Raw genomic sequence first — 16,869 nt, 5'->3', positions numbered from 1 at the left:
TGTAACTCAATTAGATAGGATTAAATACTGTAAACACTTCTAATTATTGGTAATTTTGTAAGTAGACATTAGCAGAAAACAATGGGCTGAATAGTTCATAAGAAAGTATACAAAAAAAATATAACGCCTACATAACACGTTTACTATGATACAGATTTTACTGCCTTAATCACTGAAACTAAAGGCAAACTAACAACACCGAATGTAGTAAATCGTGTTGATGCCATTGTTAACTGAGCTTTTCAGCTTTAGTTACACAAACAGAAAACAGCTCTTTCATTAGTACATAATTACAATGATAACCATGGATATTTGCGGCTACCCACTGTTCAGAAGTAATACCAGCAAAATTAATATTGTAACCACAGTTGATTGCAATATGCTCAAACAACAAACGTTGGGCACGACCATTACCTTCACGGAATGGATGTAGAACATTAATATCGCAATAATACTCAGCTAACTTAGTGAGAAACTCATCGTATGGTAGATCTACTAAGTACTTATCTTTTTCTAACATTGAACATAGATTATTTGCTTCTTTTTCAATCCTAGCTACATTACAGAAACGTGTATTTCCCTTTGAAATATCAATTGTTCTTAACTCGCCAGCCCATTCAAATAGATCGGAAAACAAAGCATGATGAATTGAACGCAGATAGCTGAAATCGTAAGGAGGTAATTGAAACTCCACATACATCGCAGCTAACGTTGTTAAATCACGTTCAGCAGCCTCTAGCACAGTTTCATTGCTGATATTGAGCTTATTAACAAGAAGCGTACTATTTTCGTAAGTATAAGGATCTTTTTTTGTGCCATATTTATCAGCCATTGAGCGCCTCTAACGAATTAAGGTTTGAGTACTTGTTTAACAGAATTTGACGCTGTTGCTCTCTATCGAGAGATAAATCGAAATCACTAGCAACATCATGCCCCTCTAAACGCATACTTTCTTTAAAGTTATCCATTTTAACTTTCTCGAAATAGGCATGCTTTTCTTCGTAGGAAGAAAGCATTGAATTACTTGGCATAACTAAATCAATATCATTAAGTTGAGATTGAATCGCTTTCCCTGATTCAAAAACACCCCAGCTACTAATAGAAAAACGGAAGGTTCGACCTTGGCGCTCTCTTTGAATATTTAAACCTAAATTTTCAACTAATGAGTTTACTACGGATTGTACTTTACGTTCAGAAATCCCAGTTGCAGCCACGATAGCTTGAGTATTTGGAGCTTCCAATCGTGTCATTGCAGCTAAAACTAATAATTCGTACTTCATGCTTACCTCGCACATTTATGCGGAAATAATATTAGTCTACTACTCAAAGAGAATTATTACCATATTTGAAAGATAAATTAACAAAGAAGCAGTTAACGCCTGCATAACACGTTTGCTACTATACAATTATACTTAAAATTGACGCCCTAAAACGAGAAACACCCGACAACCTGAGATGCCGAGTGTAGTAAATCGTGTTGATGCAATTGTTATGTCTCAATGATAGCGTTACCGTAAGAATAGTACCCCTACACTTTTTAAAGTTAAAATTCAGTGAACATAATTAGAATATATCGCCTAATAACTTTACATGCGAGCAATGTCACACTATTGTTATTAATAAAGACGAAATAGGTCGTCGAAAAATAGTAAAAAGGTATTAGATTATGAAAAAAATATTAATTATTGCATTATCTATATTCTCTTTTTCTGCATTTTCCGCTCAATCTAATAGTGGCTTAAATGGAGCTTTAATTGATAATGCAGTCTCAGCAGGTCTAACTACAAACCAAGCTGTACTTCTTGTAGCCAAGAATAAAATAACTCAGGGCATGTCAAAAAAACAAATACTGGAAATTTCAAATAAAAACATATAATTAGATATGAACTATTATCCATTCGTTCATGTGTACGCGAATGGATAATTTATATTTTAAATAAGACATAACGCCTGCATAACACGTTTGCTACCATGCAGATTAAGCCCAAACTTACCACTTAATGCGGTAAACCAAAAGAAATCTAGAATGCCGAATGTAGCAAATCGTGTTGATGCATTTGTTATAAGCACATTCTCACACGGTTCATATGAACAAATTGAGCATCTTCTGATGTTACTTGGAAACCAAATTTACGATATAAACCGCCTACTCGATTGCCTTGCAAATAACACAATTTCACTGGTTTATTCTCGCTATCAGCAAACTCTAAACATTGGCTTAAAACCTGACTTCCTATTCCTTTCCCGTGAAAGCTTGGTAATAAAAAGAAACGGCAAAAATAGAAATGGTCGCCTTTGTTTTGAAGTAAATAGCTACCTACGGCTTCACCTGACATTTCAATGATGGTTGGTTTTTCCTCATCCCATTCATCTTGATGCATTTCACGTTGGATTTTATCGTCCCAACCAAACACAGCCTTAATTGGCTCAAATTCAGCCGCCTTTTTAAGTTCAAATAAGAACTCAAAATCACTATCTTTCGCTAAACGCGTAGAAAATTTCAAACCTTTACCTCTGGCTCAAATAACCTTAATAAATCGGTGCTTATAACGCCTGCGTAACACGTTTGCTACTATACAATTATACTTAAAATTGACGCCCTAAAACGAGAAACACCCGACAACCTGAGATGCCGAGTGTAGTAAATCGTGTTGATGCATTTGTTATACGATTAAAAAATATTTTATTGTTAATCTTGGTATTTACATTCATCACTTGTAGAGCTTTCAGATATACACATAACTAGCAAGCTTTCTTCATTCTCTTCGTATAGCTCGATATTAATAAAATAGTTAGGAAGCGATAAATCTACAACGCTACCTATGTGAGGTAAACTGCTACCTACACCAATAAAATCAGTTACAGAGTCAGCACTATTTGTTACTGTACCTTCATCAAATTTGACTTTAATCATTGAACTAGAGTTTTCATATCCTGATATTACTGCCATTGTGAACTGGCGATTGTCTATACTAATAGTCAGATAACCGTACGCCCACGGCCACGGTGTATTAGATATTGTAAAAATTGACTGCTTTTTTACATCAGAATTTGGTACTCGTTTAATAGTTTGATTAGTCCAATAACTATCAACATTAACATCTAGCTCAATCGATTTATTTTTAACAACAAACTTTATAACCCCTGACTTCTGAAGGAACAAGTTATCGATAGGCACATCAATACTTGCTGTAGTCAAAAAAGGAATTAAAAAAAATAAAATAGCCCAAGTAGTCTTTAACAACATATCACCCTCATATACAAAATTAATTAATAATATATATCTTTTTTGTATATTTAAGCCGCAATATTTTACAGTGTAAAATACCAACACGAATACTTCATCGTATAACGCCTGCATAACACGTTTGCTACGATACAGACTTAGCTGAATTTTACTGCCTTAATCACTAAAACTAAAGGCAAACTGACAACGCCGAATGTAGCAAATCGTGTTGATGCATTTGTTATAAGCGTACTGATTATTCAGATATTTTCTGTTCGATATGCCTACATTTTGGAAATGAACTACAACCCCAAAATTCATTGTCAACTGATTTACCCTTTTTAGCCACTTTAAGAACCATATTCGATGAACATTTAGGACAATGCTTATCTGCGGGGTCAAGGCTAAAACTAGGCATTTCAGTTTCATCATTTGATAAGACACTTTGTAAGCTGAGCCTGATACTTTCGATACTGTAAGCTTGTTTAGCAGGTACTCTAATAAGTGGAAAATTAGCAGATTCTCAAGCACTTTCTAAAAATTGGTCTCTAGACTTTCGTTTAGCATTATTATGAGAACTGTCGTCTAGTTCGATTGCACAGATAACTGACAAGTCATCTTGATTACACAAAATGAAATCGAAGTGCTTGGCTGATATTTTATTAAACGCGATTTGCCATGCTGATTTTGTCATTCCTTTTTCAAGAGTAATAACATCAGCGACACGAACTTTACCAAAAAATAGAACATTATCCGTAGTAACGGCTTGTTGTAGTACACCAAAAAATGAACGCTCTGCGGGAGTAAATAATGCCCCGAGTTTACGGTAAGAATGACCACTTTTAGCCGATGATTGACTTGATTTTAGCTTAGTGATAAAAAATAAAACCAGAACAAATACCAAAGCTATTACAATTAGAATTTCCACGACATCTCCATTAATTCAACCTTTACTTCCATATCTTGGCCTAGTTTGACATAACCAAGAAACAGCTGTAATTACCATTTCAATTTAAGCTTATAACGCCTGCATAACACGTTTATTACTATGCAAACCAACCTGAATTAACCGCCTTAATCACGAAACCCAAGGCAAACCCAGAACGCCGAATGTAATAAATCGTGTTGATGCGATTGTTGTGCGTGCTTACTTTCGGCTTGGTCAACTTGGTAAAGAACTGCCCTGCCAAGATTTTCTAAGCCTAGATTCTAATTTACCGATGCCAATTAAGCGAACAAAATGTTCTTAAACTGCGAGATAAAGTGAATGGAAAACAAATACACTTTTTACGCCATTTGAACGACTTGGTTTCAGCAGATTTGGAGCTGATAAACCAAATATCCTTGCCACAACTGGGATTGAAATGCTGCGAGTAAAACACTGATGCAGACTAAAATGAGGCATAACCAGAGAACAATTGAAGCATAAAATAGCTTCTGAAACGCCTGAACTTAAGAAAATAAGGCTAATTTGCCGAACCTGATGATACGAAAACCAAAAGGAAACAAAGAAGAAAGGAACGCTTACTAAGCCAAGACTACGAAAGCCGCAATCCTATTGATGAACCGTGCAAAAAATTTCGGACTCAGTACGCACAACGCTGGCATAACACGTTTATTACCATGCAAACCAACCTGAATTTTACTGCCTTAATCACGAAACCCTGAGCAAACCCAGAACGCCGAATGTAATAAATCGTGTTGATGCAATTGTTATGTTTATTAACTAACGTTGCGTGCAATCATTAATATTTCATCCGCAGAATATAGATTAGTAATCGTTGCTTCCACTTCTGCGCCTAATGTTGATTTATACAATTCTTGAGCAAAATTGTCGGCTCTCGTTGTAACAAACACATGCTTTAATACTGAGTCATTCTCTGCCAATTTTGCTTTTACTAATGGTAAAGAGTTCATGATTAAGCTGCGCCCAATACCTTTTCTTTGGTGGTTAGGAGAAACCGCTAATTGCTCAATTTCCATTACGACTTCAGGACGAAAACCACTTTTCTGAGTCCAAATAATATAACCAATAATCCCATTGCTATCTTCAGCGACAAAACACAAGACTCGCGGGAAAGCATTGAAATTACACACTAACCATTCATAAGATTGTTTCTGTCTTACGAAAGCTAATTTATGTACTTCTGCTGTATCATTTAAATCAGACTTTTCCATTAACCTTACTTTCATAAGTACCTCAATTTATTGGATAAACATAACGCCTGCATAACACGTTTGCTACTGTGCAATTATACTCAATATTGACGCCTTAAAACGAGAAACACCCGACAACCTGAGATGCCGAGTGTAGTAAATCGTGTTGATGTAATTGTTATGTTGTTTCTCCAAGCGCGTATCTAAGCTCATCAATTGCGTAAGTCAGCTTTAAATTCGTTTGAGGTACTCTGTTAAGTTTCATTCCCATCTCAACAACGTCAATTTCAGACAAGCCACCTGCTGATTCAATCCATGCGCTATACAAATTAATAAGGTCAGTCATAGAGCCTACCTTACTTCTATTATCGGTTTTAGCATAATGCAGCACCGTTTCATTATTTGAAAATGCTAACACGGTCTGAGGGCTAATGCCTTCAGCTTTCAACTGTAAACACAGTCCTTCCAGAAAATGCTTTCTTAACGTTTTGATATGTTCTTTTCGGACACCAATAATAATAAATGAGAATAATGTTTTCTCTTCCATAAAGACTAAAACTTTACGACGATTTTGGGTAAAAGAGTTAACAAACCAATTACCTAGAACAAACCTTTCAGGTTCAATTTCACTTAAGTCACTTGGTTTCAGGCCAATGAAATCTTGAACTTTTTTGGTACATTTAAACTGAAACATAGCTCACCCCAAGGTGTTGAAAAACCTTATTTTACACCAACAACATAACGCCGCAATAACACGTTTACTACGACATAGACTTAGCTGAATTTTACCGCCTTAATCACTGAAACTAAAGACAAACCTACAACGCCGAATGTAGTAAATCGTGTTGATTGCTTTGTTATATCGAGAATGCTAACTTACTATTTTCTTTGACATATTGTAGCCAGAAATAGAAAAACCAACCTCTTGATACAGCTTTAACGCTCTTTGATTTTGATATGCAACTCGTAATTTTATTTGCTCAATACCAATCGATTTTAATTGTAACTCAAGAGCAGTAATTGCCAATTTTCCATAACCATTATTGCGGCAGTTTGGAAAAATAAAGAAGTCATAAATAAACGTCGACTTATCATTTGCGTTAATCGAATGCCACAAATAACCAACCAATTCTGAACCTAATTCAATGCACAATAATTCATGCTCATTAGTTTCCAAACCATTAGGAAAACTACGAAGAAGATCCTGATTAGCCAATTCGAGCGCCCTATCCATTGAGTGACCATAGTTTTCAGCTATTTCACGGCTATAATCATCAATGAAATATTCACAATACGCAGGATATTCATTTGTGGTCATTGATCTAAGCTGAATCATATTTAATCTTTTAAAACGATGTACTTAAAAAAACGATATAACGCCTGCATAACACGTTTGCTACCATGCAGATTAAGCCCAAATTTACCACTTAACACGGTAAACTCAAAGAAACCTAGAATGCCGAATGTAGCAAATCGTGTTGATGCATTTGTTATACCAAATTTTAGTTGCATATAAACTGTTTTTTAGCGATATTATAATGCTGCGTTAATTTTACCGCACTAACTACTTAACTTGTAGTTTTAGGATTAACTTAGGTAAAAGGTAAAATATGAACTATCCAAAAACTCTTCCAGAGACTCATAAGCAACTTTTAGACAAAATCATTACTACATTAAAAAAGGATCAGCGGATCCTTGGGATTGGTGCTAGTGGGTCATATGCTTCTGACGCTATGGACAAATATAGTGATTTAGACTTAGTTATTGCTGTAAACCCAGCAGACTTTGACGATATCATGACTGAACGGTTTACTATCATTAACAGCATCGAAGGTAAAATAGCAGCATTTACTGGCGAACATGTTGGTGAGCCACGACTAGTTATCGCTCTTTATGCACCACATGCAATACATGTCGACTACAAATTTGTATCCTTACCCGACGCGGCAACTCGTGTTGATGATACGAAGGTTTTATGGGAAAAAGATCAGCTTCTAACTGATACATTTAAAACAAAAAAACATCAATACCCATGCCCAGAGCCACAATGGATTGAAGATCGTTTTTGGATTTGGATTCATTATGCAGCAACTAAAATTGCTAGAGGTGAATATTTTGAAGCTCTTGAGTTTTTATCATTTCTCAGAAATGTCGCCTTGTCACCATTAGCTCTACAACAGGCAGGACTAACTCCATCTGGTGTAAGGAAAATTGAAACTCGTTTACCTGAGTTCAGTAAAGAATTAGAACTTACAGTAGCAAAGCCAGAAAAAGAATCGCTAATTGTGGCCACTAATAAATGTATTGAGCTTTACTTAAAGCTTAGAGAAAATGAACAAGTAGAAAGAAACATAGAAGCACAAGAAATGTGCGTTACCTACTTAAAGCAAGAAACTCAAGCGTAATGTAATATTTAGGGGATTGAAATATATCCCCTTTTCGTTGGAGAAAATTTGGTATAACGCCTACATAACACGTTTGCTACTATGCAGATTAAGCTCAAATTTACCACTTAATACGATAAACTCAAAGAAACCTAGAATGCCGAATGTAGCAAATCGTGTTGATGCATTTGTTATGCGCTATCTCAAATTAGCCTAGTTAACGGTCAACTTTTGAAGAGATACCATTTTTTCTTCGCTGTGCTTTAATAATTCCAACTCTTTAAAACCCATTTTTTTATGGAATAACAAAGATGCTTCATTTGGTGGAATAACGTCGATTTCAGCAAATACGCAAGGGATTGAATTATCAATGGCTGAATCTAAAGCATATTTATATAACTTTGAGGCAATGCCTTTTCCTTGGTATTTTTCCGAAATTACAATTCTATCGATGTATAAAAATGAACCATAATTTTCATTGAACCATTGATAATTAATACTTTCATATTCTACATTTTCAATTAGTGCAATCAGAAAACCAACAACTTTGTTCTCGTTTTCAATTACAACTGACAATGCTGATATTTCAATTATCCTCAATAACTTACTTTTATCCATCGGACTTAATACGTCTACGAACGTCTCGTTTAATTCTAAAATCGTATCAATGTCTTTACTTAAAATTTCTCTAATTATCATTATTATCCTTTTTGCGCATAACGCCTGCATAACACGTTTGGTACTATGCAGATTAAGCCTAAATTTACCACTTAATACGGTAAACCCAAAGAAACCTAGAATGCCGAATGTAACAAATCGTGTTGATGCATTTGTTATAACCATCTGATAATGTTACTGAAACCGTAACTGTTTACCTTCAACATTATAATCACTACCTTGATCATCTTATTTCCAGCAATTCATGCTCTTTGGCACCGATAACTATCACTTATTTGCTTTATTTTTTCTTCGTAACAATAACGTAATTAATTAGAGTTAATCCAATGACAAAACACCAAAATTGTAAGCTAGGTAGCACCGTTGAAACAGATCCAACAAGTAAACCAGAACCAAGCCCAATTGCAATTTTTTGAAGAGTTGTCATTTTCAAAGTCCTTTTTTATTCAATGATTACTAAATAGCTACAATCTATAGTATGAAATCAATTCTACCTTAACTATCACTTAAACTATTAATATTTAAGTGTATTTGAGAACTATCTCACCTAGGTTATAACGCCTGCATAACACGTTTACTACTATACAATTATACTCAAAATTGACGCCTTAAAACGAGAAACACCCGACAATCTGAGATGCCGAGTGTAGTAAATCGTGTTGATGCATTTGTTATACGAGTTCTACTTTGCTTAAATAAACTGCGTTACAAGTTTTGATTAAGTTACAATGAAGTAGAAAGATTAAACTTATGAAGCTCTATCTAGGTACAAACTAATAAAATATTTAACCTTAGTTAAAATCTTTAGAATGAAAGTATTCTATACCATATCCACAAAAAAAAGGGACTCAATGGCTAGAATTGAGTCCCAAAGCTGCAACGCCTGTCTACAGCAACACAGAATAAGGAGCAAACATAGCTTATTACTTTAACCGCACTCTACCAACTGTGAAATCAGACAGGTTATTTATTAAATATGTATAAATTTAGACTATCAATTATCGTATAACGCCTGCATAACACGTTTACTACTATACAATTATACTTAAAATTGACGCCTTAAAACGAGAAACACCCGACAACCTGAGATGCCGAGTGTAGTAAATCGTGTTGATGCATTTGTTATATGCGCTGCTCAAGTTGATAACTTAACCCACCTAATAACCCAGCAATTTGCTTGTCTGTTAATACGTATTTAGCTTCGTATTTCATTCCTTTAGGAACATCAGTATATGGTGCAAGAAACGCTCCTCTACCAGAACCAAAGGTACTTTCAACAAACTCTTTCAATACACTTGGATGGTTCAATGAGTAGGCAGTTCTGAAAATGGATAAATCACCAATATACCCATCGATTTCTATCCAACAATGACCATCCCATTTTTTATTAATAACTTTGCCGCCTAGATTTGATTCAGGAAGATTTGTTTTACATTTAAATATTCGTTTCCCTAATACTTTAAAATCTCCTGCGACAACTATTGCTGGTATATCATATTTATCTCTTAGCATTTGCGCCCAAACAGCACTAAGTGGAGCGCAAGCCCCCATAGAAGGTGGAACAATAGAAAGAAGTTCTCTAGCCGATTCTAGTAATGGTTGAGGGTGTTTAAGGTTAAAATGAGAATATTCGTTAGCCTCACTTTCTCCCCTATATCTATTAACCAACTGATTTATTGTTATTTTCATTATTTCCTCTAAGCATATAACGCCTGCATAACACGTTTGCTACTATGCAGATTAAACTCAAATTTACCACTTAATACAGTAAACTCAAAGAAACCTAGAACGCCGAATGTAGCAAATCGTGTTGATGCATTTGTTATATGCATATATACTTTGTACAACTATGTATTACAATATGTAACTTATTAAGGTGTAATTATGAGAAATGAAATGCTAAGTACCCGCATAGACCATGATACTAAACTTGCTTTCACTAGCATCTGCGGTGAAGTTGGCCTAAGCACATCACAAGCAATTAAACTGTTTGCTAAAGCTGTCATTAACCATGGTGGTATTCCATTTGATCTACGAGTTCCGCAACCAAATGAAGTTTCTGCTGCTGCGATGAAAGAACTTGTTGAAAATAAAGGACATAAAGTTAACTCTATAGATGAGATGTTTTCTGAGCTCACTGAAGGCAAAGTGACAAATGTATAACCTAGAATACTCAACCCAATTTAAAAAGGATTTTAAGAAGATAACTAAGATGCCAATCTCCGATATCATCGAAGTTGGCAATATCATCTCTAAATTACAAAGAAATGAAACATTAGACCCTAAAAATGTAGACCATTCTTTAACAGGAAATTGGAGTGGTTTTCGCGACTGCCATATAAAACCAGACTTAGTTCTCATTTATCGTATATTTGGTGAGCAACTACAACTAGCAAGAATTGGGTCACATAGCGATCTATTTTGAACCTGATACTGCATATAACGCCTGCATAACACGTTTGCTACGATACAGACTTAGCTGAATTTTACTGCCTTAATCACTGAAACTAAAGACAAACTGACAACGCCGAGTGTAGCTAATCGTGTTGATGCATTTGTTACACGATCTTTGTCAACGCTTCGCTTTAATTGGTAAAGAATTGATTTACCAAGATTTACTGTAAACTGAGTTTAATTAGACTGACTCAATTAAGCGAGCAAAATATCATTGCAACGGCAATAACTGTGAAACTAAACAATCCCTTTTTCTTACACCATTTGTACGATTTGGTTTCAGCCTGTTTGGAGCTGATAAACCAAATATCCTCGCCACAATTGGGATTGAAAATACTGAGAGCAAAGCACTGATGCAGAATAAAATGAGGCAAAACCATGGACAATTGAAGCGTGAATTAACTCCTGAAATCCATGAACTTGGGGAAATAAGGGCTAACTTGCCGAACCTGATAAAATGAAATCTAAAAGGCAGTAAAGAAAAAGGAAATCCACCCTACTTTCACGCCTAAAAAACTAACGGCTCAATCGCTGAACTGAGCCAAAAAACTGCAATCTTTAGTTCGTGTAACGCCGCAATAACACGTTTATTACTACGCCGACTTATTTGAATTTTACCGCCTTAAACACCTAAACCAAAGACAAACCTACAACGCCGAATGTAATAAATCGTGTTGATTGCTTTGTTATACCCGTACTAGCAACCGCCCTCAAAACTAGGAAGTAACCAATAATAAAATACTACCTAAAAATGCCGGAATTCCTGAGACAAACATAACCAAACCAAACTGATAGTTCAGTCTTTTTTGTTCATGAAAATCAGACTCAAAATCATGATTAGAAACCATTTTCATTGTTTTATTTGAAGTTGGATCTTGCGCCCAATTACGACTTTGGCTACTACCGTCCCAAGTCAATCTAGCTATTCCCCAGATAATAATCACGATGAAAAATAGAAAATCCATTAAGTTTGTTGAGTTGAAAAAGGCAACATATTTGGAAAGGATGAATACGATCAAAGCCGCTAATAGATTAGTAATAAAAACTACTTTCAACAGATTTAGCATAGATATTCTTCCTCAATTGACCTTTTAGGGTATAACGCCGCAATAACACGTTTGCTACTATGCAAATTAAGTTTAAATTTACCACTTAACACGGTAAACCAAAAGAAATCTAGAATGCCGAATGTAGCAAATCGTGTTGATGCATTTGTTATATGCTACAGACTTAGTTAGCTTGATTTAACTGCAATAAGTCCCATTTTGTACCGTATAAGTCTTTAAATACAACAACTGTGCCGTATTCTTCAACACGTGGTTCTTCAGTAAACTCGACACCTTGAGCTTTCATAAACTCATAGTCACGCCAGAAATCATTAGTTTGAAGAAATAAGAAAACACGACCGCCAGCTTGATTGCCAACTGATTCTAATTGGTCATCATTGCTTGCTTGAGCCAATAGCAAATTTGTTCCTGTTGAATTAGGTGGAGATATTTGAACCCAACGTTTACCACCGCCTAAATCTGTATCTTCGACAAGTTCAAATTGTAGTTTTTTGGTATAAAATTCAATTGCATCATCATAATTTTCAACAACTAAGGCGATATTACCAATTCTTTGTTCGGTGGGCTTATTCATTTGTGGCTCACTACAGTTCAAAAATAGAATTCTACCCTATTTAGCTCATAAACTCATTTTTGCATATAACGCCTGCATAACACGTTTACTACTATGCAATTATACTTAATATTGACGCCTTAAAACGAGAAACACCCAGCAAACTGAGATTGCCGAGTGTAGTAAATCGTGTTGATGCATTTGTTATGTTTTCTGCTAATTGGCAAATAAGGCTAGTTCTTTTGATAAATGTTGATCATCAAACAATGAAATAATCACTTCTGGTTTTGTCGGATAATTAGCTGTCGGTTCATTTTGTTGCGGACTAGGATCCCAATACAAACCTTCTGAATACAAAATCCAATGCTTATAACGTTTATCACCAGGCCAACGCACATATAATAAAGCTGATTTAGTATCTTCAATTCCATCAACCCTTTCCGTATGTATATGCTCAGCCAAACTTAGGAATTTCTCAATTTGCTGTATCGTAACTCTGTCATCATGTTTATTTTTACACCTTAAACCTGACATGGCTTCATAAGTTTCTTGGTAACTTTTACCAATAATATTAGCGACACAAGCTATACCACAGCCTGATTCTGATGATGGTTGCTTTACCATTAATTATCTCCGAAAACATAACGCCTGCATAACACGTTTACTACTATGCAGATTAAACTGAATTTTACCGCCATAAACACAAAAACCAAAGACAAACCTACAATGCCGAGTGTAGCAAATCGTGTTGATGCATTTGTTATACCTTTTATATCATTGGTGAAAAGTCTAACCCGCAATAATTTACAGTAATAACATAACTAAAATTGTAATAAGCTCATTATCAATCATTAAATATGAATAGATAAATGAAATATCTGATCTCTTAATTTGTCATTAAAATTTTAATTAACTATTATATGGGATTTGTAGTAATGAAGCTTAATCAATATTCACTAACTAGTAAATTTGGATCTCCTACGGAACGTGTCGAACAAGCAATAAAGTCCGTTCAACAAGGTAATGGCGTTTTATTACTTGATGATGAGTCTCGTGAAAATGAGGGAGACCTTATATATTCAGTAGATCACCTAACTTCAGAACAAATGGCTTTAATGATCCGTTCTTGTAGCGGTATTGTATGTTTGTGTCTTACAGAGGATAAAGCTGATTACCTTGAACTTCCACCAATGGTTGAACATAATGAAAGTGTAAATCAAACTGCATTTACAATTTCAATAGAGGCTAAAAAAGGAGTTACTACAGGTGTATCAGCCACAGATAGAGTAACAACGATTAAAACGGCTTGTAAAAATGGCGCCCTTCCACATGAACTTGCAAAACCTGGACATGTTTTCCCTTTAAGGGCAAAAAATGGTGGCGTTTTAACTAGACGAGGACATACAGAAGGTACAGTCGACTTAATGCGACTAGCAGAGTTAACTCCTGCTGGCGTTTTATGCGAAGTAACCAATTTTGATGGTTCAATGGCTAAAACCCCAGAAATAATTACTTTTGCTGAACAACATCATTTACCAGTATTGACTGTTAATGATATCGCTTTATATCGACAAGAAATGAGCAACTAAATTCCATCTAGGGCATCACTTCAAGATCGCCTTAGGTATAACGCCGCAATAACACGTGCGAAAGACTAACTAACAAAACCAATTATACTCTAAACCGCGAATGCCGAATGTAAATAGCATCGTGTTGATTGCTTTGTTACACGATCTTTGTCAACGCTTCGCTTTAATTGGTAAAGAATTGATTTACCAAGATTTACTGTAAACTGAGTTTAATTAGACTGGCTCAATTAAGCGAGCAAAATATCACTTCAACAGCAATAACTGTGAAACGAAACAATCCCTTTTTCTTACACCATTTGTACGACTTGGTTTCAGCAAGTTTGGAGCTGATAAACCAAATACCCTCGCCACAATTGGGATTGAAAATACTGCGAGTAAAACATTGATGCAAACTGAAATGAGGCAAAGCCATGAACAATTGAAGCGTGAATTGGTTTCTGAAATCCATGAACTTTTGGCAATAATAGTAAATTGCCGAACCTGATGAAATGGAAACTAAAAGGCAACAAAGAAAAAGGAAATCCACCTTACTTTCACGACTAAAAAACTAATGGCTCAATCACTGAACTGAGCCAAAAAACTGCGATCTTAGAGTTCGTGTAACGCTGGCATAACACGTTTGCTACGATACAGACTTAGCTGAATTTTACTGCCTTAATCACTGAAATTAAAGACAAACTGACAACACCGAGTGTAGCAAATCGTGTTGATGCGATTGTTATAATTTGTGCTTAAGACAACACACATTCGTAGAAAATGACGCCATTGCCACCCTCTTGAGTTGCAACAAAACCAACTTTTTCAAGTAACTTTGCCGAAACTACATTTCCAATATCGACACCACCAATAAGTTTTTCTACTAATTGGTTATCACGACAGCTTTTAAGTAAACCAAATAACAACTCACTACCGTAACCTTGATGCCAACTAGAGTCAGCTAATAAATAACCTAAATGCGCTGTAGCATTATCTGATTCATAAAGGAAAACGAAGCCAATAATTGGTTCTAAACCTTTACGCTTAACTGAAAATAAATGGCTTTCTGACACCATTTTCAAAAGCCACACTTCAGCATCCAATTCAGTATTAATATCATGAAAATATGGAGGTAACGATTCAACAACCAAGGGAGAAAGTAAGCTAACAATTTCAGATAATAACTGTGATTTCAGCAATCCTGACACCAAGTAAGAGTCAACATTTTCAACCTCAAGTCTCGTTGTCGTAAATGCTATAGACTTCAACTTTGAGCTATTAATCATATTGTTACCTCAAAAAATTATAACGCCTGCATAACACGTTTACTACTATGCAGATTAAACTGAATTTTACCGCCATAAACACAAAAACCAAAGACAAACCTACAATGCCGAATGTAGTAAATCGTGTTGATGCATTTGTTATATCGATAATGCTAACTTACTATTTTCTTTGACATATTGTAGCCAGAAATAGCAAAACCAACCTCTTGATACAGCTTTAACGCTCTTTGGTTTTGGTACGCAACTCGCAATTTTATTTGCTCAATACCAATCAATTTCAATTGTGATTCAAGAGCAGTAATTGCCAATTTCCCATAACCATTATTGCGGCAGCTTGGAAAAATGAAAAAGTCATAAATAAATGTCGATTTATCATTTGCGTTAATCGAGTGCCACAAATAACCAACCAGTTCTGAATCCGATTCAATACACAATAATTCATGGTCGTTAGTTTCCAAACCATTAGGAAAACTACGAAGAAGCTCCTGATTAGCTATTTCGAGCGCCCTATCCATTGAGTGACCATAGTTTTCAGCTATTTCACGGCTGTAATCATCAATGAAATAATCACAATACGCTGGATATTCATTTGAGGTCATTGGTCTGAGCTGAATCATGTCTAATCCTTTAAAACGATGAACTTAAAAAAACGATATAACGCTGGCATAACACGTTTATTACTATGCCAACCAACATGAATTAACTGCCTTAATCACAAAACCCAAGGCAAACCCAGAACGCCGAATGTAATAAATCGTGTTGATGCGATTGTTATGTTCGCTCTAACAGTTAATCACGGACGTATCTAAACTTAACATGCGTATCGATGTAAGAATTAAGATCACCGCCAGATACTGCAATGATTTTCATTCTGTCGATGTGTTGCTTACCCGCACTATCGTAGTCATAACTAACTGAACGAGCAGTTTCATCAAACCAAACCGTGATTGAATTAGAATTTAACTCAAAGCCACGTATTCCTGAAGAGTTGTAAGTTTGCATTTAAGCCTCAATAATCCATTTGTACCAAAATATACAAATATCATTATTGTAATATCGTGAAGAACTACTGTGATTAATGTCACTAATTTCTAAGTTAATAAAAAGAAAGGTAATATTTTAGATAACCATTATCTATCGCCTAGAACATAACGCCGCAATAACACGTACGAAAGACCGACTTACAAAACCAATTATACTCTAAACCGCGAATGCCGAATGTAAATAGCATCGTGTTGATTGCTTTGTTATACGAGCCTTGCTTTCGCTCCGATAAACTTGGTAAAGAACTGATTTACCAAGATTTGCTGTAAATTGAGTTTAATTAGACTAGCTCAATTAAGCGAGCAAAATATCCAATCAACAGCAATAACTGTGAAACGAAACAATCCCTTTTTCTTACACCATTTGTACGATTTGGTTTCAGCAAGTTTTGAGCTGATAAACCAAATATCCTTACCACAATTGGGATTGACAATGCTAAGAAGAAAACACTGATA

24 protein-coding genes are annotated in these 16,869 nt (G+C 35.3%); 5 read left to right on the top strand and 19 right to left on the bottom strand.

The genetic code is table 11. The features are described 5' to 3' along the window. Positions 1-229 precede the first annotated feature (229 nt). Together AC2INI_RS18485 and AC2INI_RS18480 are read right to left on the bottom strand one after the other, a co-directional pair. Positions 230-832: a putative adenosine monophosphate-protein transferase Fic gene (locus tag AC2INI_RS18485; protein ID WP_486305970.1), complete on the bottom strand. Its 603-nt coding sequence runs from the start codon at positions 830-832 to the stop codon at positions 230-232. Continuing rightward, the gene (locus AC2INI_RS18480; RefSeq protein WP_254052606.1) at positions 825-1,280 is read right to left on the bottom strand and encodes a YhfG family protein; all 456 of its coding nucleotides are present in this window, start codon (positions 1,278-1,280) and stop codon (positions 825-827) included. The genes AC2INI_RS18485 and AC2INI_RS18480 overlap by 8 nt, the downstream gene beginning before the upstream one ends. Before the next feature lie 386 nt (positions 1,281-1,666). Here AC2INI_RS18480 and AC2INI_RS18475 point away from each other — a divergent pair, with 386 nt between their 5' ends. Further along, positions 1,667-1,876 (top strand): hypothetical protein, encoded by a 210-nt coding sequence (locus AC2INI_RS18475; RefSeq protein WP_486305969.1) that lies wholly within the window; start codon positions 1,667-1,669, stop codon positions 1,874-1,876. A gap of 184 nt (positions 1,877-2,060) precedes the next feature. Here the strand turns inward: AC2INI_RS18475 and AC2INI_RS18470 are convergent, their stop codons facing one another. The 8 genes from AC2INI_RS18470 to AC2INI_RS18435 all read right to left on the bottom strand — a co-directional run bounded on the left by AC2INI_RS18470 (position 2,061) and on the right by AC2INI_RS18435 (position 6,895). Next, the gene (locus AC2INI_RS18470; RefSeq protein WP_065598008.1) at positions 2,061-2,504 is read right to left on the bottom strand and encodes a GNAT family N-acetyltransferase; all 444 of its coding nucleotides are present in this window, start codon (positions 2,502-2,504) and stop codon (positions 2,061-2,063) included. Between the two features lie 185 nt (positions 2,505-2,689). Next, positions 2,690-3,361 carry a thermostable direct hemolysin-family toxin gene (locus AC2INI_RS18465; protein WP_122033262.1) on the bottom strand — a complete coding sequence of 224 codons (672 nt, stop codon included), beginning with the start codon at positions 3,359-3,361 and terminating at the stop codon, positions 2,690-2,692. 121 nt (positions 3,362-3,482) lie between these two features. Continuing rightward, the gene (locus AC2INI_RS18460; RefSeq protein ID WP_486305968.1) at positions 3,483-3,644 is read right to left on the bottom strand and encodes a topoisomerase DNA-binding C4 zinc finger domain-containing protein; all 162 of its coding nucleotides are present in this window, start codon (positions 3,642-3,644) and stop codon (positions 3,483-3,485) included. Between the two features lie 105 nt (positions 3,645-3,749). After that, positions 3,750-4,154: a DUF2726 domain-containing protein gene (locus AC2INI_RS18455; RefSeq protein ID WP_486305967.1), complete on the bottom strand. Its 405-nt coding sequence runs from the start codon at positions 4,152-4,154 to the stop codon at positions 3,750-3,752. Positions 4,155-4,948: 794 nt separating this feature from the next. Then, a complete protein-coding gene (locus AC2INI_RS18450) occupies positions 4,949-5,404 on the bottom strand; it encodes a GNAT family N-acetyltransferase (RefSeq protein WP_211254252.1) in 456 nt (151 codons plus the stop codon). A gap of 157 nt (positions 5,405-5,561) precedes the next feature. Then, on the bottom strand, positions 5,562-6,077 hold the full coding sequence (locus AC2INI_RS18445; RefSeq protein ID WP_486305966.1) for a DUF6933 domain-containing protein: 516 nt from the start codon (positions 6,075-6,077) through the stop codon (positions 5,562-5,564). Positions 6,078-6,254: 177 nt separating this feature from the next. Beyond that, positions 6,255-6,719: a GNAT family N-acetyltransferase gene (locus AC2INI_RS18440; RefSeq protein WP_102257510.1), complete on the bottom strand. Its 465-nt coding sequence runs from the start codon at positions 6,717-6,719 to the stop codon at positions 6,255-6,257. Between the two features lie 2 nt (positions 6,720-6,721). Further along, positions 6,722-6,895, bottom strand: coding sequence for a hypothetical protein (locus AC2INI_RS18435; protein WP_486305965.1), 174 nt, complete (start codon positions 6,893-6,895; stop codon positions 6,722-6,724). A 98-nt stretch (positions 6,896-6,993) separates the two neighbouring features. On the opposite strand from AC2INI_RS18435, the gene AC2INI_RS18430 reads away from it, so the two are divergent. After that, positions 6,994-7,788, top strand: a complete 795-nt coding sequence (locus AC2INI_RS18430; protein WP_486305964.1) for an aminoglycoside 6-adenylyltransferase — start codon at positions 6,994-6,996, stop codon at positions 7,786-7,788. A 192-nt stretch (positions 7,789-7,980) separates the two neighbouring features. Here AC2INI_RS18430 and AC2INI_RS18425 read toward each other — a convergent pair whose 3' ends face one another. From AC2INI_RS18425 to AC2INI_RS18415, 3 genes are all read right to left on the bottom strand, one after another. Next, on the bottom strand, positions 7,981-8,466 hold the full coding sequence (locus AC2INI_RS18425) for a GNAT family N-acetyltransferase (protein WP_486305963.1): 486 nt from the start codon (positions 8,464-8,466) through the stop codon (positions 7,981-7,983). 259 nt (positions 8,467-8,725) lie between these two features. Next, entirely contained in the window at positions 8,726-8,872 is a 147-nt protein-coding gene (locus AC2INI_RS18420) for a hypothetical protein (RefSeq protein ID WP_017019179.1), read from the bottom strand. A 695-nt stretch (positions 8,873-9,567) separates the two neighbouring features. Continuing rightward, entirely contained in the window at positions 9,568-10,134 is a 567-nt protein-coding gene (locus tag AC2INI_RS18415; RefSeq protein WP_486305962.1) for a hypothetical protein, read from the bottom strand. A gap of 195 nt (positions 10,135-10,329) precedes the next feature. Between AC2INI_RS18415 and AC2INI_RS18410 the strand changes: the two genes are divergently transcribed. Together AC2INI_RS18410 and AC2INI_RS18405 are read left to right on the top strand one after the other, a co-directional pair. Then, positions 10,330-10,608, top strand: coding sequence for a type II toxin-antitoxin system RelB/DinJ family antitoxin (locus AC2INI_RS18410; RefSeq protein ID WP_017020218.1), 279 nt, complete (start codon positions 10,330-10,332; stop codon positions 10,606-10,608). Further along, positions 10,601-10,870: a type II toxin-antitoxin system YafQ family toxin gene (locus AC2INI_RS18405; RefSeq protein ID WP_122033201.1), complete on the top strand. Its 270-nt coding sequence runs from the start codon at positions 10,601-10,603 to the stop codon at positions 10,868-10,870. Before AC2INI_RS18410 ends, AC2INI_RS18405 begins: the two co-directional genes overlap by 8 nt. 745 nt (positions 10,871-11,615) lie before the next feature. On the opposite strand, the gene AC2INI_RS18400 is transcribed toward AC2INI_RS18405, so the two are convergent. The 3 genes from AC2INI_RS18400 to AC2INI_RS18390 form a co-directional block, all read right to left on the bottom strand. After that, positions 11,616-11,966 carry a hypothetical protein gene (locus tag AC2INI_RS18400; RefSeq protein WP_486305961.1) on the bottom strand — a complete coding sequence of 117 codons (351 nt, stop codon included), beginning with the start codon at positions 11,964-11,966 and terminating at the stop codon, positions 11,616-11,618. Between the two features lie 163 nt (positions 11,967-12,129). Then, complete coding sequence (locus AC2INI_RS18395) at positions 12,130-12,540, bottom strand: VOC family protein (protein ID WP_486305960.1); 411 nt, start codon at positions 12,538-12,540, stop codon at positions 12,130-12,132. Positions 12,541-12,735: 195 nt separating this feature from the next. Beyond that, a complete protein-coding gene (locus tag AC2INI_RS18390) occupies positions 12,736-13,143 on the bottom strand; it encodes a hypothetical protein (protein WP_486305959.1) in 408 nt (135 codons plus the stop codon). Between the two features lie 311 nt (positions 13,144-13,454). On the opposite strand from AC2INI_RS18390, the gene ribB reads away from it, so the two are divergent. Then, positions 13,455-14,108 (top strand): 3,4-dihydroxy-2-butanone-4-phosphate synthase, encoded by a 654-nt coding sequence (gene ribB / locus AC2INI_RS18385; protein ID WP_486305958.1) that lies wholly within the window; start codon positions 13,455-13,457, stop codon positions 14,106-14,108. Between the two features lie 731 nt (positions 14,109-14,839). On the opposite strand, the gene AC2INI_RS18380 is transcribed toward ribB, so the two are convergent. From AC2INI_RS18380 to AC2INI_RS18370, 3 genes are all read right to left on the bottom strand, one after another. Next, positions 14,840-15,370, bottom strand: coding sequence for a GNAT family N-acetyltransferase (locus AC2INI_RS18380; RefSeq protein ID WP_486305957.1), 531 nt, complete (start codon positions 15,368-15,370; stop codon positions 14,840-14,842). Positions 15,371-15,522: 152 nt separating this feature from the next. Further along, a complete protein-coding gene (locus tag AC2INI_RS18375) occupies positions 15,523-15,987 on the bottom strand; it encodes a GNAT family N-acetyltransferase (RefSeq protein ID WP_486305956.1) in 465 nt (154 codons plus the stop codon). Between the two features lie 172 nt (positions 15,988-16,159). Continuing rightward, positions 16,160-16,372 (bottom strand): hypothetical protein, encoded by a 213-nt coding sequence (locus AC2INI_RS18370; protein WP_060993032.1) that lies wholly within the window; start codon positions 16,370-16,372, stop codon positions 16,160-16,162. Between the last annotated feature and the right edge of the window lie 497 nt (positions 16,373-16,869).

The sequence above is a fragment of the Aliivibrio friggae genome, assembly GCF_057368515.1.
This window is presented reverse-complemented; position numbering and strand designations above follow the sequence as displayed.

Excerpts from the sequence above, each read along its gene's own strand:
- AC2INI_RS18380 (WP_486305957.1), bottom strand. The coding sequence starts at position 15,370 with ATGATTAATAGCTCAAAGTTGAAGTCTATAGCATTTACGACAACGAGA.
- AC2INI_RS18485 (WP_486305970.1), bottom strand. The coding sequence starts at position 832 with ATGGCTGATAAATATGGCACAAAAAAAGATCCTTATACTTACGAAAAT.
- AC2INI_RS18430 (WP_486305964.1), top strand. The coding sequence starts at position 6,994 with ATGAACTATCCAAAAACTCTTCCAGAGACTCATAAGCAACTTTTAGAC.
- AC2INI_RS18410 (WP_017020218.1), top strand. The coding sequence starts at position 10,330 with ATGAGAAATGAAATGCTAAGTACCCGCATAGACCATGATACTAAACTT.
- AC2INI_RS18475 (WP_486305969.1), top strand. The coding sequence starts at position 1,667 with ATGAAAAAAATATTAATTATTGCATTATCTATATTCTCTTTTTCTGCA.
- AC2INI_RS18445 (WP_486305966.1), bottom strand. The coding sequence starts at position 6,077 with ATGTTTCAGTTTAAATGTACCAAAAAAGTTCAAGATTTCATTGGCCTG.
- ribB (WP_486305958.1), top strand. The coding sequence starts at position 13,455 with ATGAAGCTTAATCAATATTCACTAACTAGTAAATTTGGATCTCCTACG.
- AC2INI_RS18400 (WP_486305961.1), bottom strand. The coding sequence starts at position 11,966 with ATGCTAAATCTGTTGAAAGTAGTTTTTATTACTAATCTATTAGCGGCT.
- AC2INI_RS18465 (WP_122033262.1), bottom strand. The coding sequence starts at position 3,361 with ATGCAGGCGTTATACGATGAAGTATTCGTGTTGGTATTTTACACTGTA.
- AC2INI_RS18370 (WP_060993032.1), bottom strand. The coding sequence starts at position 16,372 with ATGCAAACTTACAACTCTTCAGGAATACGTGGCTTTGAGTTAAATTCT.
- AC2INI_RS18480 (WP_254052606.1), bottom strand. The coding sequence starts at position 1,280 with ATGAAGTACGAATTATTAGTTTTAGCTGCAATGACACGATTGGAAGCT.
- AC2INI_RS18415 (WP_486305962.1), bottom strand. The coding sequence starts at position 10,134 with ATGAAAATAACAATAAATCAGTTGGTTAATAGATATAGGGGAGAAAGT.
- AC2INI_RS18450 (WP_211254252.1), bottom strand. The coding sequence starts at position 5,404 with ATGGAAAAGTCTGATTTAAATGATACAGCAGAAGTACATAAATTAGCT.
- AC2INI_RS18435 (WP_486305965.1), bottom strand. The coding sequence starts at position 6,895 with ATGCAACTAAAATTTGGTATAACAAATGCATCAACACGATTTGCTACA.
- AC2INI_RS18440 (WP_102257510.1), bottom strand. The coding sequence starts at position 6,719 with ATGATTCAGCTTAGATCAATGACCACAAATGAATATCCTGCGTATTGT.
- AC2INI_RS18405 (WP_122033201.1), top strand. The coding sequence starts at position 10,601 with ATGTATAACCTAGAATACTCAACCCAATTTAAAAAGGATTTTAAGAAG.
- AC2INI_RS18375 (WP_486305956.1), bottom strand. The coding sequence starts at position 15,987 with ATGATTCAGCTCAGACCAATGACCTCAAATGAATATCCAGCGTATTGT.
- AC2INI_RS18420 (WP_017019179.1), bottom strand. The coding sequence starts at position 8,872 with ATGACAACTCTTCAAAAAATTGCAATTGGGCTTGGTTCTGGTTTACTT.
- AC2INI_RS18425 (WP_486305963.1), bottom strand. The coding sequence starts at position 8,466 with ATGATAATTAGAGAAATTTTAAGTAAAGACATTGATACGATTTTAGAA.
- AC2INI_RS18390 (WP_486305959.1), bottom strand. The coding sequence starts at position 13,143 with ATGGTAAAGCAACCATCATCAGAATCAGGCTGTGGTATAGCTTGTGTC.
- AC2INI_RS18395 (WP_486305960.1), bottom strand. The coding sequence starts at position 12,540 with ATGAATAAGCCCACCGAACAAAGAATTGGTAATATCGCCTTAGTTGTT.
- AC2INI_RS18460 (WP_486305968.1), bottom strand. The coding sequence starts at position 3,644 with ATGCCTAGTTTTAGCCTTGACCCCGCAGATAAGCATTGTCCTAAATGT.